Source organism: Polaromonas sp. P2_G11 (genome assembly GCF_056403595.1).
In genome coordinates this window covers 425,892-441,546 of record NZ_JBFUFE010000003.1, presented here as the reverse complement: position 1 = coordinate 441,546, position 15,655 = coordinate 425,892, and the positions used below count along the sequence as shown (strand labels likewise).

The 15,655-nt window shown below is 62.7% G+C and carries 12 protein-coding genes; all 12 read left to right on the top strand.

Going from position 1 to position 15,655, the window contains the following annotated elements:
- The first annotated feature begins 5 nt into the window (after positions 1-5).
- The 12 genes from AC1DWQ_RS12820 to AC1DWQ_RS12765 all read left to right on the top strand — a co-directional run bounded on the left by AC1DWQ_RS12820 (position 6) and on the right by AC1DWQ_RS12765 (position 15,641).
- On the top strand, positions 6-2,627 hold the full coding sequence (locus tag AC1DWQ_RS12820) for a DUF2169 family type VI secretion system accessory protein (RefSeq protein ID WP_477669980.1): 2,622 nt from the start codon (positions 6-8) through the stop codon (positions 2,625-2,627).
- An 83-nt stretch (positions 2,628-2,710) separates the two neighbouring features.
- The gene (locus AC1DWQ_RS12815) at positions 2,711-3,718 is read left to right on the top strand and encodes a pentapeptide repeat-containing protein (RefSeq protein ID WP_477669979.1); all 1,008 of its coding nucleotides are present in this window, start codon (positions 2,711-2,713) and stop codon (positions 3,716-3,718) included.
- Positions 3,715-4,293, top strand: a complete 579-nt coding sequence (locus tag AC1DWQ_RS12810; RefSeq protein ID WP_477669978.1) for a DUF3540 domain-containing protein — start codon at positions 3,715-3,717, stop codon at positions 4,291-4,293. The genes AC1DWQ_RS12815 and AC1DWQ_RS12810 overlap by 4 nt, the downstream gene beginning before the upstream one ends.
- 3 nt (positions 4,294-4,296) lie before the next feature.
- Positions 4,297-4,695 (top strand): DUF4150 domain-containing protein, encoded by a 399-nt coding sequence (locus AC1DWQ_RS12805; RefSeq protein WP_348049148.1) that lies wholly within the window; start codon positions 4,297-4,299, stop codon positions 4,693-4,695.
- Between the two features lie 2 nt (positions 4,696-4,697).
- Positions 4,698-5,168 (top strand): hypothetical protein, encoded by a 471-nt coding sequence (locus AC1DWQ_RS12800; protein WP_477669977.1) that lies wholly within the window; start codon positions 4,698-4,700, stop codon positions 5,166-5,168.
- 11 nt (positions 5,169-5,179) lie between these two features.
- Positions 5,180-6,652 (top strand): type VI secretion system baseplate subunit TssK, encoded by a 1,473-nt coding sequence (gene tssK / locus AC1DWQ_RS12795; protein ID WP_477669976.1) that lies wholly within the window; start codon positions 5,180-5,182, stop codon positions 6,650-6,652.
- A gap of 11 nt (positions 6,653-6,663) precedes the next feature.
- A complete protein-coding gene (locus AC1DWQ_RS12790; RefSeq protein WP_477669975.1) occupies positions 6,664-7,416 on the top strand; it encodes a DotU family type IV/VI secretion system protein in 753 nt (250 codons plus the stop codon).
- Positions 7,417-7,426: 10 nt separating this feature from the next.
- On the top strand, positions 7,427-11,395 hold the full coding sequence (locus tag AC1DWQ_RS12785) for a type VI secretion system protein (protein ID WP_477669974.1): 3,969 nt from the start codon (positions 7,427-7,429) through the stop codon (positions 11,393-11,395).
- Positions 11,392-12,522, top strand: coding sequence for a type VI secretion system protein TssA (gene tssA / locus AC1DWQ_RS12780; RefSeq protein WP_477669973.1), 1,131 nt, complete (start codon positions 11,392-11,394; stop codon positions 12,520-12,522). The genes AC1DWQ_RS12785 and tssA overlap by 4 nt, the downstream gene beginning before the upstream one ends.
- Positions 12,519-14,678 (top strand): GNAT family N-acetyltransferase, encoded by a 2,160-nt coding sequence (locus AC1DWQ_RS12775; protein ID WP_477669972.1) that lies wholly within the window; start codon positions 12,519-12,521, stop codon positions 14,676-14,678. The genes tssA and AC1DWQ_RS12775 overlap by 4 nt, the downstream gene beginning before the upstream one ends.
- Before the next feature lie 29 nt (positions 14,679-14,707).
- Entirely contained in the window at positions 14,708-14,956 is a 249-nt protein-coding gene (locus tag AC1DWQ_RS12770; RefSeq protein ID WP_477669971.1) for a hypothetical protein, read from the top strand.
- A 13-nt stretch (positions 14,957-14,969) separates the two neighbouring features.
- Positions 14,970-15,641 carry a hypothetical protein gene (locus tag AC1DWQ_RS12765; RefSeq protein WP_477669970.1) on the top strand — a complete coding sequence of 224 codons (672 nt, stop codon included), beginning with the start codon at positions 14,970-14,972 and terminating at the stop codon, positions 15,639-15,641.
- The last annotated feature ends 14 nt before the right edge of the window (positions 15,642-15,655 follow it).

Below are 15,655 nucleotides of genomic sequence, written 5' to 3'. Positions count from 1 at the left end.
CCGCCATGAAGATCATCAAGCCCTTGAGCCTAGGCCTGCTCTACAAGACATACCGGCAATCCGGCATAAACCGCCTGGTGGTGACGGCGCTGGGTTTTTTTCCGCTGGGTGAAGTCAGGCCGCAGCGCTTTCTCATGGAGGGCCCGCAATGGGCACGGGTACTGGCCGCATTGCCGGTGGGCCAGGCGCTGGACGAGGCGATGCCCAAGACCGGGGCCGAAGCCCTGGTGCTGGGTCGCGCTTGCGCGCCGGGAAACCGTCCGGTGAGGCGCATGGAAGCGCGGCTGCAAGTCGGTCCCATCGACAAGCGTCTGGCGGTTTTTGGCGACAGGCAATGGCGCTATGGCGTCTTGCCGCTCTTTGGCATCTCGCAGCCTGCGGAATTTGTACACATGCCGCTTGATTTCGCACATGCCTTCGGTGGTCCGGGCTACGAAGACAATCCGGTTGGCTGTGGCCATGACGGCAACCGGTTCGCCGCAATAGCCGGTGCGAACGAAGGGGTTATGCCGAACGTCGAGTACGCCGCCCAGCCCGTTGACTGCCATGGGCGTCGCTATCCCCCTGCCGGACTTGGGCCCATGCCTGTCGATTGGGTGCCTCGCAAGCGCTATGCCGGTACTTACGATGAACGCTGGCTGCGCGAGGATTATCCCGGCTTGCCGCGAGATCTTGACTGGCGGCTCTATAACCAGGCAGCGGCCGACCAGCGCATCGCGAATCCTTTCGCGGGCGGCGAAGCCTACCTGTTACAGGGGATGCATCCACAGATTGAGGCCATCCGGGGCACACTGCCTGAGCAGCGCGTCAAGGCTTTCGCGCTCAAAAAAGACGCTTCTCCTGCTTCGCTGGCTGAAATCGGGCTGCGCATGGACACGGTATGGTTCCTCCCCGAGCAGCAACTCGGTGTTGCGGCCTGGCGGGGCGAGATTCAGGTCGCTGACAGCGATGCACTGGACATTGGGGTATTGATGCTGGCTTACGAAGGCGCGACCGAGGCGCCGCGTACCTTGAACTATTACGCAGAAGTGCTCACGCTGCGCCTGGACCCCAAGACTGCACCGTTGCATGCACTCAACGAGTCGCAGCTCGCGCCGCGGCTCGATCCTGCCGATCCCGCGCTGGCTGCCACCGAAGCCGAGGCGGCACTGAAAAAACGCCAGGACGTGCTTGACGAAGTGACGCGCGAATTTTGGCAGCAAAGCGGCATGAAGCCGCCCGCGGGCTACGAGCCGCCAAAAGCCGGGCCGCCCCTGCTCCAGACGCCGTCGGCGAAGGCCCTGGCCGACGGTGACATGGACTTGACCGACCTGATGCACAGCGTCGAAAAGCTGGTGGCCAGTACCCGCGAAAACGCGGCCGCTCAGCAGGCAGCACTTGCTCACCAGCTTGCAGAGCTACAGGTGCTGACGGGGCAGACGGATGTTCCCGCTGGGGAGCATGAAAATGCTCCGGAGTCCGGGCCGCTCTGGGTGGAGGTGTTGCAGCGCGCCGATGGTACGGCGACGCGAGAGGCACTGGCGCCGCTCGCGCTTGCCGCAACGCCGTCCCAACATGCCGACCTTATGGCAGCCGCGCAACTTAAAAGCAAAGCCCGCCATGCGTCTCCCGTCCCGCTGTCGCCCGCGCAGGCGCTGTCGCCCGCTGTCGCGTCGCTATTGGGGGCACAGGTGCTGGCCTGGGCGAAGGCCGGAGAAAAGCTTGCCGGCCGCGACCTTGCCGGCGCGGACCTGCGCGGTGCAGTACTTGCGGGCCTTGACCTTGGTGGATGCCTGCTGGAGTACGCCGACCTCAGCGGTGCGGACCTGCGCGGCTGCAACCTGCGCCGCGCTGTACTGACGCAGGCGCGGCTCGATGGCGCACTACTTGATGAGGCCAACCTTGATGAGGCCAATCTCTGCAGTAGTCATGCATGCGAAGCGAGTTTTCGCGGGGCGCGCCTTTGCTCGGCCCGTGCTTCCAGGGCGAACTGGACACAAGCTCGCGGCTGCGATTGCGACCTGTCAGCTGCGCAACTCGACGAAGCAGATCTTTGCGGCGCAAACTTCGATCGCGCGACGCTGGACACAACAATTTTCAACCAGGCCAAACTGGCTGGAAGCAGCTGGTGCGGTGCCTCGTTCAACAAATGCGTTGCCTGGAAGCTGCAAGCCCGGGGGGCCGATTTTTCGGGTTCGCGATGGCAGAGAAGTGCACTGATCGGTTCCGACCTGTCGACCAGTCAATGGAGAGAGGCCCGGCTGGTGCAAGTCCAGGGGAATGACAGCGACTGGCGTGGCGCCGACCTGTCCGGATTGCGCGCTGAACGCGGAAGCTGGACGCAAAGCCAGTTGCAGGGTGCGCGGCTCGACGGCGCTTTCATTATGGCGTGCGACATGAGTCGGGCTGACCTTAGTGCCGCCAGCCTTGACGGTGCCTGCCTGCCGCGCACTCTCATGATGAAGGCACAACTGCCCGGTGCGAGTGCCGTGGGCACCGACTTCTACCAGGCGTTGTTGCGAAAGGCTGACTTTGGAAAAGCCGATCTGCGCGACGCCAGCCTGTATGAAGCCGAACTCACTGAGGTCTGCCTGGTTGATGCGGACACACGCGGTGTACGTCTGGATGCGCGCAGGAGGCTCGCATGAGCAGGACTTACAGCCAGGCCTCCGCCCAGGATTGGGCCGAGATCCAGCGCCTGGTGCGGCTTGGCCGTCCGGTGCGTGGCCAGATGCTGGCCGGACTTGATGCAAGCGGCCACGATTTCACAGGTGCGGTTTTCAGCGGCTGCCAGCTGGCGGGTTCGCATTGGGCCGGTGCCCAGCTGGAGGGAGCGTCCTTTATTGATTGCGAACTCGGCGCGGCCGACTTTTGCGATGCCGGGTTGCGCCGCACCGCTTTTTGCCAGAGCCGTCTGGCTGGCAGCGATTGGCGTGGTGCGTCCGGCACAATGCTGGCCTTCAGTCAGTGTGACCTCCGCCAAAGTCGTTGGGACGGTGCGCGCCTTGAGAAATCCATGTTGACGAAGTGCGACATCGGCGGCTCTTTCTGGATTGAGGCGCGCTTGCTGCGCAGCGCATTTGCAGATTGCCAGTGGGGCGGCAGCGACTGGCAGGGTGCCGAATTGCAGCAGGTAAGCCTGAACGAGGCACAACTGCAGGAAGCCAGGCTCGCCGGCATGCGAGCCAGCACCAGCCTGTTTATCAAAGCCAGCTTCGCCGGGCAGAAACTGGCCGGCGCCAGCTTGTTGCGTTGCACTTTGCAGGGTGCCGATTTTTCAGGTGCTGATCTGAGTCGCGCCAGCATCCGTGAATCGAATTGTGCCGAAGTCAGCTTCAGCGAAACTCTGATGGGCGGCATTGACGCGACACGCTGCCAGTTCGTAAAAGCGAAGTTTGACCGGGTAAATCTTGACGGCGCCCAACTCGAGGGTGCGGTATTGCAAAAAGCCCAACTCAACGGAGTTTCGCTGCGCGGGGCCGGATTGGTGAAAACGATCTGGGATCACAGCAGGCTTGACAGTGTCGTTTTCGCGGGATCGGACTTGCAGTTTGCCCAGTTCGCGCATGCGAATGGTCGGGCAATGGATTTCCGGTACTGCAAGCTCGACCGCACGAGTTTTCACTGTGCGGTCTGGACCGGCGCCGATTTCACCGGTGCCAACGTAGCCGCCGCCCTCGGCACCCAGGAGGCGCGCGCTGCCGCCGAAAAACGCTCACTTGAAATGGAAGCAGCATGAAACAGGCAACACAACAGCTTGACCTTCCCGTGCGCGCCGCAACCGTGCACGGCTGGGGAGAGGCGAGCATAGGCCGGTCGCTCGGACAAGCGCGGTGGCGGCTGGCGGACGGCCGGCTTGCGTTGCAAGCGGTTTCCTGCCTGCTCACGCCCCTGCCTGGTGACACGGTGGCCGTGTTGCAAAGTGCTTCGGGCTTGTTCGTGACCCATATTTTGCTGCGACCGCAGCCGGCCGCGGACACGCCGGGCGCAGGCCGTGCAGAGCTTTCCGTGCCGGGTGCGGAGCTTATGGCGATCACCCAGCCAGCTTTTGAGCTGGCCTGCACCCGTCAAATCGCACTGCGTTGTCTTGGTGACGTCGAGCTGACGTCGGCCAGCGGCTCCGTCAGCGTCAACGCAAGAGATTTCCTGGCGTCCGTCAGTGAGACCATGGTGCAGTCGGCACGCCATCTCGTAACGCGTGTCGAGCACGGGATCATGCAGGCCTCGGCGCTGCTGCGGCTCCATGGACGGCAGGCGTTGGTTACAGCTGAAGAAGACATCAAGCTCGATGCTGAACGCATCAGCCTGGGATGAGTCATGTTCGCCAATACGAACCTCTGCGTCATCAATTTCGCGTTTCCCGACGTCTGTCTGGTGCCTACGCCGGTGGGGCCGGTGCCCATTCCGTTTCCCAATATCGTCATCACGATTTCGCACATTCCTTCGCAGGCCTGCGTGATCATCGGCGGCGGACTCGCTGAAAACCTGGTGACGCAGGGCACGTTGAGCAACGGTGACGAGCCCGGCGTCAACCTGGGCGTGGTTTCGGGCATGGAAATTGGGCCGGACCGATACCTCATGGGTAGCTTCAAGGTCGCGATGGGCGGTGTGTTTGCGACACGGCTGACCAGTGTGGTCGGGCAGAACGGCATGATAGGCAACGCGATCGGCATGTCGATCACACCTTCGCAGGTATGCGTGATGGTGCTGGGATGATCATGCGCATCGTCAACGGTTTTCTCGGCACAGCGGCATTGCTGGCTGTTTCCGGCTGCGGTTTTATCAGCTACGCGCTGGGCTACAGCCCTACTACGCCGCTAAAGACGCTGAACATCGTCGCCGAACTCGATGCCAATCAGAATATGGGAACCGAGGTCGACCTGGTGTTTGTCTTCGACAAGAACGCGGCGGCCGTCTTGCCGAAGACCTCACCCGACTGGTTTGCCAATCGCGACGCGCTGCAAGCCGGTCTGGCCAGCGGCATCGCAGTGCTTGGTGTGCAGGTTGTCCCTGGCAGCACGGTCACCAACCAGCCCCTGCCCATTGGTTATGGCAAGGCCGTCTATGTCTACAGCTACGCAAGCTATGTGAGCGCCGGCGGTCAGGCTGTCGCCAACATCACTGCCTACAAATGCGCATTGATCACCCTGCGTAGCACGCAGATCAGCTATACGAGCTGCCTTTCATGATTGGAGAACCCATGCCCGAAACCACTTCAGCGCCTAAAGCCGCCCAGCCCGCAGCGAAGCTGTTCTCAGCTGCGGCTGGCCCGGCCTTGCCCGACAGTGTCCAGTGGATCGAAGGGATGCTGCTGTCACCCCAGCATTTCCAGCAAAGCGATGTTTACTGGCAGGAGCAGTTGAGGTACCGGCTGTCGTGCGTCGCGCCGGATTTCTGGGGGTTGAGCCTGCTGCAGCTGGATATGGTGAAGCTCAAGGCCGGTATCGTCGCAATCAAACGGCTTGAATGCATCATGCCAGACGGCACGCCGGTCGTGTTTCCCGGCTCGTACACCGGAAAAGCGCTCGAACTTGATGTCACCGCGCAGTTGCAGCGCACGCCGGATGGGGTGCGGTTGTCGCTGATCATGCCCGTGAGGGGCAACGCCTCCAATCACTGGAATACGACACCGGCACGCAATGAGGTTGTGCACGGCCTGGTATCGCTTGACGAGAACACCCTGACCGGATCGGTGCCGGTCGACCGCCTGCGGCCGGCGATCTCGCTGTCAGCCGAAGTTGCAGCTCCGGCCGGCTACGAGGCCTGTCCCTTGTTCGAGTTGTTCCGGCGCGAAGAAAACAGGCATGTCGAATTCAAGCCCTACCACCCGCCCATGCTGTGCTGGCAGGCCGGCGATTTTCTCAAGGCAACCGGCTTGCGGCACCGGCTCCAGCTGCTCAATGAAGCGCTGTGGCTCAAGCTGCGCGAATTGGGCGCTAATCGGGAAAGCGACGGCCCCGAGGACGATGAATTGCAGGGTGCCCATTTCCGCAAGCACCTGGAGATGGCCCGGCGGCTGGCTGCCGTGCTGCCTCAGTTCAGCCTCATCGTGCAGCGCCCCGAGTCGAGCCCGCGCGCGGTCTACGACAGCCTGGCGCTCCTGCTTGGCGCGATGGCATCGTTCGGCGCCAATCCCATCCCGCCGGTGCTGGACGCTTATCAGCACGATGACTGTTCGCCGCAGTTCCGGCGTGCGCTGGACTATGTGGTGCGCAAGCTCAGCTATATCAATACCAGTTTCGAGCTGCAGCCGTTTGAACGCCATGCCGACGGCACATTTACACATGTGTTGCCTCCTGACGCGGGTGAACAACTGCTTGTCGAGCTCAGGCCGCAAGGCGGCCAGGGCCTGGGGGCCGATGGCCGCGCGTCACTGGAACGCTGGTTGCTTGACGCCTGCATTGCGAGCGAGGCGTTGCTGCCTGCCGCAGCCCGGCTGCGCGTGACTGCAAGGCCACGCCTTTTGACCGCCGAGGAACTTGCGAAGCGCAACCTTCGCTCGGGGGCCGCCTTGTTTGCAGTCGACAACCAGGTGCTGCAGCTCAAGGAGGGCGAGACCAGACTGTTCGGCCCGGGACAAAACCTCGTCATTAGCGGTGACAAGAAGTCACCGGGAACCCCGCCCGCAATGATTCTGCTTTATCGTCCGCGCGCCGCAGGCACGCGGACCTGAAAGACGCAGCCATGCAGCCTGCCGCTTTGCCCGAAATGCCGCTCCTGAGCTGCTTTGCGCAGTTCTATGAGGAGGTTGCGCGCGTGCGGCAGGAAAGCGAACGCGGGTCGCTGCAAGCCTACCTGGGGGTCTCCGGTGCGGCACCGGCCGAGCCGGCCGAACTCGCGGGCCGTGTGAGCCTGCGCCTGGCCGACCTTCTGGCCGGCCAGGCACGCGATATGCGGGCTACCGCGAGTGAGGCGCAGCAACGCGCCTATACGGCAGCCAGCTATGTGATGGTGGTGCTGGCTGACGAGATATTCATCCTTGAACTCTCGTGGCCGGCGCAGGACGCCTGGCTCGAGGTTTTGCTTGAGCACCGGCAGTTCGGTTCGCGCCAGGCCGGGCGACGCTTCTTCGACATGGCGGAGCAGGTGCTGGCTGTGGTGTCCCGATCCAATCTGCATCGCGATCTCGCTGCCTGCTTTCTGCTCGCGCTGCAGCTTGGGTTCAAGGGAATGCACCGGGGAGCGCAGGGCCAGCTGTTCCTGGACACGCTGCGCCAGCGACTGTACCGTTTTGTCAACGGCCGATCGGCAGAGCCTGACGGCAGGCTGTTTGTGCAAGCCTATGAACACACGGTCAAGTCGACTGCCGATGCACGGGTGGCGCCCCTTCGCCCGTGGTTGCGTCTGGCGATGGGCTATGCATTTGGCTTTGTGCTGGTGTCGTCGGCGCTCTGGCTATGGCTGATCCAGCCGCTGGTCAAGGTTGCAGGTGTCTGAGATGAGCAGCATGAACAGCAGTACCTGGTTTGGCGTGCTTGCTGCGGTCGCGACAGTATTCGGCATTCTGGTGTTATGGCTGATCGTGCGCTCGCGCCGGGCCAAATTGATCGTGGCCACCGGCGCCATCAAGCCGGTTTTGGCAGCGAGTTTCTGGCGAACGCGCTGGCAGTCGTTCCTGGCCTGGTTGCGCGGATTGCGGACCGTGCTATCCAGAACCGCACGGGAGCGCTACCAGCAAACCTGGATCATCTTGATCGGGCAGGCCGGCGCTGGTAAAAGCAGCCTGGTCGCTTCGTTGCTGCAGGTCCGGCAACGGCCAGACGCACAGGCGGCGACGATCGCCGGCGTCCCCCACACAGCCTGGCACAGCCTGGCACAGGGTGAACTCATAGACCCGCAAGGCAAGCTCAGCGCTGCCGGTCAAACCGGGCCCGACGCGGCAGATTGGCAAGCCGTACTGCGCGGACTCGTCCACCTGCGCCCCGAACGTGCACTTGACGGGGCGCTATTGGTGGTTTCCTCCCGTAACTTGCTGGGCACGGGCCGTGAGAGTGTGCTTCAACTCGCGCTCGATGCCCGGCGACAGCTCGACGACCTGCGTTCCGCCACCAGCCTGGCCTTGCCGGTCTACGTGATCGTCAGCCAGTGCGACGCGGTTGATGGATTTGCACCGTACTGGCGTCTGCAGGGGCGTTCGCAGAGGGAAGGCATGTTTGGCTGGTCGGCGCGCGACGGCCTGTTGCAGTCCGGCCCGGTCCAGTGGATTGACGAGGCATTTGTTGGCATCGGTGAACGACTCAAGGAGATCCAGGTAGAGGCCGCTGCGACCCAGGAGCAGATTGCCGACGCTGATGCGTTTTTTCTGTTTCCGAGGCATTTCGAGCGTTTGCATGCGCCCTTGCGCGACTACCTGGCCGAGGTCTTTCACGACACGGCGACGACGCAGCCTGCACTGTGCCGAGGTGTCTATTTCACGGGCTGCACCGAAGGCACCGGTGCGCCAGCAGGCATGCCGCGTGCCGATGTCTCGTTTGCCGAAGACGTCCTGACGCAGAAGGCGTTGGGGGAATGCGGGCTGGCGCGCGCCACGCTGGCGTCATTCTGGTCGCGTGAGCCGGGGCTGCTGCGGCTTCAGCAAGCCTGCATCGTGCTGGCCGGGTTGCTGCTGTTGGCGCTGGTGTTATCGGGCTGGCGGCTGCAGCGCCAGGTTGATGGTCTGGGTCGCAGCATCGCCGCGCTCTACCAGTCGCAGGCACTGGCAGGTGCACAGGAGAGCTGCGCCGGCCGCCCATTGATTGACGATGCGCTGTCCCGGGCCTCGGCCCTCGATATCGACATGGTGTTCGCGACGATGCCGTTGTCCTGGGTCGATCGGCGTGCCAGCAACAACGCGGTGCAGGCTGTCTCCAGTACCGTGATGGCGCGCACGGTGTTTCCGGCGCTGGCTTGCGGCCTGCAGGCGCGGGTCGCGCGGCTCGACGCTGGTCTGGCCGTAGCGTCCGAGCCGACGCTTGCCGGTATCACAGTCAACAACTCGGCGTATGCCAAAACCCGCGCCAACCTGAAGGTGCTTGCGCTGGAGGTGAACAACCTGGAAGACAAGCTCCAGCGTTTCGCACGCTTGACTGCCATACCCGCCGAATCCACCGTCCGCAAGCTGGATGATCTCAACCTGATTTATCTCTACGTCTACGGAGCGGGCTTGCCCCTTGCTGCGGCGCGGCCCGGCGGCGTGGTTGCCGCTTCGCTCGAGCAAGTGCCTTACAGCGGCGTGGTGAATGTGCCCGAGCGTTCGCGCGGCAACTGGGCGCGCCAGTTGGCGAATTCCAGCCGGCAACTGCATGTCGATTTGCTTGCTGAGGCCTCGACGGGCCCCAGCCTCCTGGCCAAGGTTGATCCGGCAAAAGGGCCGCTTGTTGACAACACCAGGCGGTTCACCTCATGGCTGGTCTGGGTCGCCAAATCATGGGTGCCATCGGACCCGAACAACAACCCTTGCGCCGATGACGCGAAGGAACTGCGGCAACTGCTGTCGCCCCTCGTGACGCAGTACAGCTATCCGAAAGACCTGTTGGCAGGTGACGGCGGTTTTGATGAGGCAAGGTGCTACAACCCGGCCATGCAGGTGCTGCGCGGCATGCAGCTTTCGCCCTACGGGCCTCTGCTCATCGCACAGGGCCAGAGTCTCGTCATGAATCCGGCACTGTCGGCAGAGGTACGCGGCCTCGAAAGCCTGCTACAGCAGACTTTCATGCAGGTCCGGAACCCGCAGGCCTTCGCCTGCGTGAGTTCAGCGCCGGGCTGGCGCCTGGCAGACCTCGGCCGGTCCATGAATTACGCTGCTGATTACCAGCGATTCGCAGCAGGCCAGGGACTGCCGCCTCTCGGTGCGCCGGCAACCAGCAAGCCGCTGTTCGACCGGCTTGCGAGGGCGCAGCTTGAGCAGGTCATGAATGACGCGATGCGCTCGGCGCAGTCGGCGGCAACTGAGTCGTTCGTGCTTCAGGGACTTGACGCGGTCTCGGCGGCAGACCAGCAGCTTTTGCAGCAGAGTGGTGATTTTTCGCGCGCACTGGATCCGCTGATCGGCAACCTGCGGCTCTATACCCAGTTCGGCTTTACAGCGAGCGCAGGACGCGTTTCACAGTGCGCGCGGGACTTTTCATCGGATGCTCTGGGCCGCGTCTCAGGCCTTGTGAGTGGCAGCCGGCTTTATGACCCCGAGGCCGGTCCTGCCGACGGCCTGCTCGTGAACCTGGGCACCACACCGGTGATACGCGACTACCTCGCGCGGCAGGTTGCGCGCGCGCAGGTACTCGCTGGCTACGCTGATCCTTTCGTGAATCTGTTGCGCAACACTGACGGCGTCAACGATGCGCAGCGCGACAACGCGCAAACCTTGCCGTACTGGAGTAATACGATCAATGAGGTCACCAGTTACGTGCAGTTCAAGGATCCGGGCAAGCAAGTCGGCGCGCTCGACACGCTTTTCCTCAAGACCATTGCCGATCTCACCTATGCGAACTGCGGCAAGGTGCTGGCGGCCTACCAGCCAGCCGACTACGGCAACGACATGTTCTCGGAGAGGCGGCGCGACCTGATTGCGCAACTGAATCTGCGCTGTGTCGATCGTCGTACCGAACAGGCAACCACTGCCTACGATGCCCTGGCCAAACGGTTCAACAGCCGGCTCAAGGGTCGGTTTCCGTTCGGCGAGACCAGCAGTCCGGACGCCTCGCTGGCTGAGGTACAGACCTTCTTCAGTGACTACGCGGCACAACGTGAATCGCTGCAACAGTCGCTGTCAAGCCTGAGCAGCCCTGGCTGGGTCGTTTCGGCACGCGGGTTCCTCAGTGAACTCGATGCAGCCGATCAGTTTCTGCGGCCAGGCTTGGGTATAGGCGCAGCACCGCAGCCTCTAAAGCTCGACATCACTTTCCGTGCGCTACCCCAGGAGTCGCCTGGCAGTGAACAGGTCGTGAGCTGGGTTGTGAGCTCAGGTTCACGGGTGGCGAGCTATCCGGGTGGAAAGCCGTCAACCGTGGATTGGAGCTACGGCCAGGTGCTCGCGCTTGATCTGAATTGGGCCGAGCTGTCTGTTTGGCGACCGGCTGCTTACCCGGCGCAAAGCGGCTACCGGGCCGAAGGCAGCACAGCTTCGTTTACTGAAAGCGGCAACTGGGCGCTGCTGCGCATGCTGCAGCGCTACCAGCCTGCGCCGGCACGACCGGCCGATCCCCTCAAGCCCGGCAAGGCATTGCTCGAATTCAGCGTGCCGATACAGCGCACGACCCAGGCGACACCCACAGCAGCCCCGGTTGTCACGACGGGCCAGGCCACGTTCTACCTCGGCTTGACCCTGTCTGGCACCGATCCGAAATCCCAGGCCAGTACCCGCCTGGTCTGGCCGGGACCTTTCCCCAAGTCTGCACCGCAGCGGCAAGATGTTTCCACGCAAAAGCGAGCAAAACCATGAACACTGAATTGATGACCCGATCACAGCGTTACTTCGGCGAACGGCTTGGATGTTCGCTCGAGACCCTGCTCGACCCGATCGACGCGGGCAATCCCGCCGGTTATTCGGTCAAAGGCAATGGTGTCTACAACACCATCCAGAACGCCAGACGCGAGGACGATGCGAGTTTGCCGTTGGGTCCGTGGGAGCACAAGCTCAAGCGAGCGGACTGGCCAGTGGTGAGCCGTGTCGCCACCGAGGCCCTTTGTTCCAAATCCAAGGACCTGCAGGTCGCTGCCTGGCTGCTTGAGGCCGAAGTGAACCAGCATGGGTTTTCTGCGATAGCTCCCAGCCTTTTGCTGCTTGATGGCTTGTTGCGTGATTACTGGGACGATCTCTACCCCCAGGACGCTGATTCCGGCGGCGAACACCGAGCCAACATCCTGCGTTCGCTCAACAACCGTTTGCCGTTTGTGCTCAAGCAGCTCGCCATGACTTCAACGGGCATGCATCGCAATTACAACCTCGCCGATTGGGAAGTTGCCATGCACCGCGAACGACTGGCCCCGGCCGCCGCGGCCGCAGCTAGCAGCGCTGATGAGGAGGAGCATGCCAGCACGGAAACGATCACTGCAGCGATGGCCGCGACGCCCCTGGCCTGGTATCAGGCGCTGCACCAGCAGTTGAATGATGCGCTGGGAGCGATGCAACTGCTCAGGGACAGCATCGACCGCCATTTCGCGGTGGACGGACCGAGTCTGTCGGCGCTGGCCGGCTTGCTGGCTCAACTGCACGCATTGGCCGAATCTGAGCTGCAGCGGCGCGGGATAAAGCTGGCGACGGTGAGCGGGGATTCCGAGCCGGGGCCTGGCACCGTTGCGGGGTCCGACGAAACGGTCATTGTGGGTGACCAGATGTGGGCCATCGATGACCGGCGCCAGGTTTACGCAATGTTGGAGCAACTGGTGGAGGCGTTGCTGAAGATGGATCCGCACAGCCCGGCGCCTTACCTGATACGCCGTGCGATCGAATGGGGACGGCTCAACACCGCAGAGCTCTACAAGGAAGTGTTTATCCGTCTTGGCGGCCAACTCAATATCTTCGAATTGGTAGGGCTTGAAACACCCGCAGCGCGGGAGGAAACATGATCGCATCATCTGAACCCCAAGGGCTTCTCGTACCGGTTTCCCTGGGGACTGATCCGTCGACCCCGTCAGTGGCGATGGATATCGCCGCTTCGGTCTGGAAAAACCTTTGCGAACTGCCGTCCCTTCTATTTAAGGAGCGTTCGGGCATTGCTGCCGCCCTGACCGGCCCGCGCTTGGGGCGCGCCTGGGCGCGTGCCGTAGTTATGTACTGGAGCAGGCTTGAACGCCTGGGCAGCCTGGATTTGTCGCAACCACTCTACATCCTGAACGTGGGTCCGGATGACGGCGCCCTGGCTGCGATGGTGTTGACCACTTTGCGCGATGAGATGCATGCCTGCGGCATGCTCGGCTGGCCCGTCCGGTATGTGCTGTGCCCGCTGGCCGGTGAAGAACCGGCACTGGCGCTGCTCAAACAGCCGGCACTTCAGCCTTTTGTCGCGCGCGGCTGGCTTGACCAGGCGAGCTGGCAGGCTCGGCGCGGCCACCCGCTTTTGCTCGGTGCGAACCGCTTTGCCCTGTTCGGGTCACGCAACCCGGTGGTCGCGATGACGGCAGGCGGGTTCTCCGCATTGCCGGCAGAACTGTACGGTGTGCACTACGGCGAACTATTGCAGGCGCGGGTTCAGGCGCAGCCAGGCAGCGAAGGCCGTTTTGCGCTGGTTTCCGAATGGCAGGCTTTGGCGGAGGATGAGCTTGCCTCAGCCGCTTCCGCGCTGCTGGGCCATTACCGCGCCAGCCTGATCAGTGCCACTGTTCTGCTTTCAAACGCCGCACTGTCCCTGCTGGATGCGCTTGCCGATTTTTCTGCCGGACGCTATTTGCTGCTGGCGGCAGACCAGGGAGTCGCCGATGAGCGGCAGATCAGGCTTAACTGCATGGCGCTTCCTGAACAACTCGCTCCTGGTGAACTGGGACTGCCGGTCAATTTCCATGCGCTTGGCATGCATCAGGAAAGCGCCGGCGCACATGTTGCGCATCTGGAGTGGGGCGCATCGGGATGCATTCAGCATATGGCCTGCCGCGACGATGCCATCGGCATGGATGCCGCAAGCTGGAGCAGTCTGGTCGAGACGGTAGATGAAGACCATCCAGCGGAGCGCTGGTGGCACGGGGCTCCCCACAGTCCTGTGGAGAGCGTTGACGAAATCAATTTTCGCCTTCGCTGCTCGGGTCATGATCCCTGGGCTCTCCAATCCATCCTCGACAGCCTTGATCTTCGCCTGCTGGACGCTGCGGACGAAGGTGCACTGCAAACACTGCACCGCAGCCTGACACGCACGTGGCAGCACATGACACAGCGTCAGCGTTGTGATGCCGGGACAGGCCTGGCACGCCTGCTGGTGCATGTGGGTCAGTGGGCGCTGGCGCGTGATGTGCTCGCCGAAACTCCCGACAGCGATTCGCCGACGGCTTCTCGCATCGATCAGCTGCTGCTGCGTGCGCGGCTGGAGGCGGAAACCGGGCGCAGCGCCACTGCATTGCGCGTCGTACGGGAATGTCTGCGCCTGGATGCCGGTCATCCTGAGGCACAAGGCATGCATGAGCTGCTGGAGCGCCGGCTGGCCAATTGGCAGGCCAGCAACTGGTATGAAGCCGACGCGCTGCGCGACGATGAGCTCTCGCTCGAGCCACTTGATGTCCTGCATATCCCGGCATGGCTGCATCAATACCGGGACCCGAACATCGCCGTGGTGGCCGGATTGCCGCCAATTACGTGTGAAGCAGAGGCGCAAACCTATCTTGCCCATGTAGGCGGCAGCGAGGGGACCGAATATGCAGTGGTTCACCGGAATTTAGGTTTTGTCGGTGCCGTCGGTTTGCGCCGCGAGGCCGATATGGCGCATATCCATTTCTGGATAGGTGTCGAGCATCAAGGCACTGGCTTTGGTGCGCGTGCGGTGCGGCTGCTGACGGCAAGCCTCGCCGGTGGCCCGGTGCGGCACCTGTTCACCTCGGTACACGAGGGCAACACGCGCTCGCACCGGCTGCTTGAAAAAGCCGGTTTTGACACGCTCGGGCACGAGTCGCGCGGCGACGATGTGGGTTACCGGTTCATGCACCTCGCGCTGCCTGGCGCGCTTGCCTGCACTCACGACGAACTCGAGCGCCGGCTCGCGGCCGTGTGCGAATGCATCGGGGAGCCGCTGGTGCGTTGACTCTGTTTTCAACCGAAGGAGAAGAAACCATGGAATGCAAAGGAAGGGTTGGAGAGATCGGCAAAAGCAAGCTCGAACCGGCGCGAAGCTGTCACCCGAAAGTCAAGCAGCCCAAGCTCGAGATCGGTAGCCATGCGCGGCAATTGACCTGCAAGAAGGCGTCATCGGGCGCATTGGTGGAGGTCGACCATATGAGCCCCGGCTCGTTGCATCAGGCAATCGGTTACTCGATGAAGGGCGGCGCCGCCTGGACCTTCCTGAAGCATTTTCAACCCTAACTGGAGATCGACCATGGCAGCCAGCCGCAAACGCAAAGCCGACCAGATCAGCAAGGACCTGCTTGGTCCTGCTCCTAGCAACTTCCCGCCGATCAAACGCGTGAAGCAGGAGCTCGGCACGTACACGCAGCAGTCGACTTATAAAAAAACACCGTCGAAAGCGTCGGTCGAGGTCGACCATATGAGTCCCGACTCGCTGCACCAGGCCCTTGGCAGCTCGCGCAAGAGCGGTGGCGGTGCATCGTTGAGCAAGCGGCTGCCGGCCGCTGCGATGAACAAGACCCAGCACAGGCGCAAGCTCACAACCGGTAGCGGCAACGCGGTCGAGGCGCATCGGGCCTATCTGCTCAATGCGCATCACGGGCAGGTACCGTTCGCCGGCCCCATGAACACAACCCAGGACCACTACGCGGCGGCGCTTGAGGTCGAGTTCCGTTCGACCGCGACGCCGTCCACCTTGTTCGGTCAACCGACGATTCACGATCCGCGGCCGTTCGATAAGCCGTCGCAGCAGGGAGTGGTGTCGAAACTCGATGCCGAATGGGGTATGGACCGGCAGCTCGACATGCTCAAGCGCATCCAGAACACCGGGCACATCACGGGCGAGCACGAACAGCACCTGATGGATGTGGTGACCGAGCAGCGTAGTGAACTGGCTGATCTCTATAAAACGCACGGCTTTTGACACGTGGCGCGGAT

Bases quoted from the DNA above. Each gene is read 5' to 3' on its own strand.
- AC1DWQ_RS12820 (WP_477669980.1), top strand. From the start codon at position 6: ATGAAGATCATCAAGCCCTTGAGCCTAGGCCTGCTCTACAAGACATAC.
- AC1DWQ_RS12815 (WP_477669979.1), top strand. From the start codon at position 2,711: ATGCTGGCCGGACTTGATGCAAGCGGCCACGATTTCACAGGTGCGGTT.
- AC1DWQ_RS12810 (WP_477669978.1), top strand. From the start codon at position 3,715: ATGAAACAGGCAACACAACAGCTTGACCTTCCCGTGCGCGCCGCAACC.
- AC1DWQ_RS12805 (WP_348049148.1), top strand. From the start codon at position 4,297: ATGTTCGCCAATACGAACCTCTGCGTCATCAATTTCGCGTTTCCCGAC.
- AC1DWQ_RS12800 (WP_477669977.1), top strand. From the start codon at position 4,698: ATGCGCATCGTCAACGGTTTTCTCGGCACAGCGGCATTGCTGGCTGTT.
- tssK (WP_477669976.1), top strand. From the start codon at position 5,180: ATGCCCGAAACCACTTCAGCGCCTAAAGCCGCCCAGCCCGCAGCGAAG.
- AC1DWQ_RS12790 (WP_477669975.1), top strand. From the start codon at position 6,664: ATGCAGCCTGCCGCTTTGCCCGAAATGCCGCTCCTGAGCTGCTTTGCG.
- AC1DWQ_RS12785 (WP_477669974.1), top strand. From the start codon at position 7,427: ATGAACAGCAGTACCTGGTTTGGCGTGCTTGCTGCGGTCGCGACAGTA.
- tssA (WP_477669973.1), top strand. From the start codon at position 11,392: ATGAACACTGAATTGATGACCCGATCACAGCGTTACTTCGGCGAACGG.
- AC1DWQ_RS12775 (WP_477669972.1), top strand. From the start codon at position 12,519: ATGATCGCATCATCTGAACCCCAAGGGCTTCTCGTACCGGTTTCCCTG.
- AC1DWQ_RS12770 (WP_477669971.1), top strand. From the start codon at position 14,708: ATGGAATGCAAAGGAAGGGTTGGAGAGATCGGCAAAAGCAAGCTCGAA.
- AC1DWQ_RS12765 (WP_477669970.1), top strand. From the start codon at position 14,970: ATGGCAGCCAGCCGCAAACGCAAAGCCGACCAGATCAGCAAGGACCTG.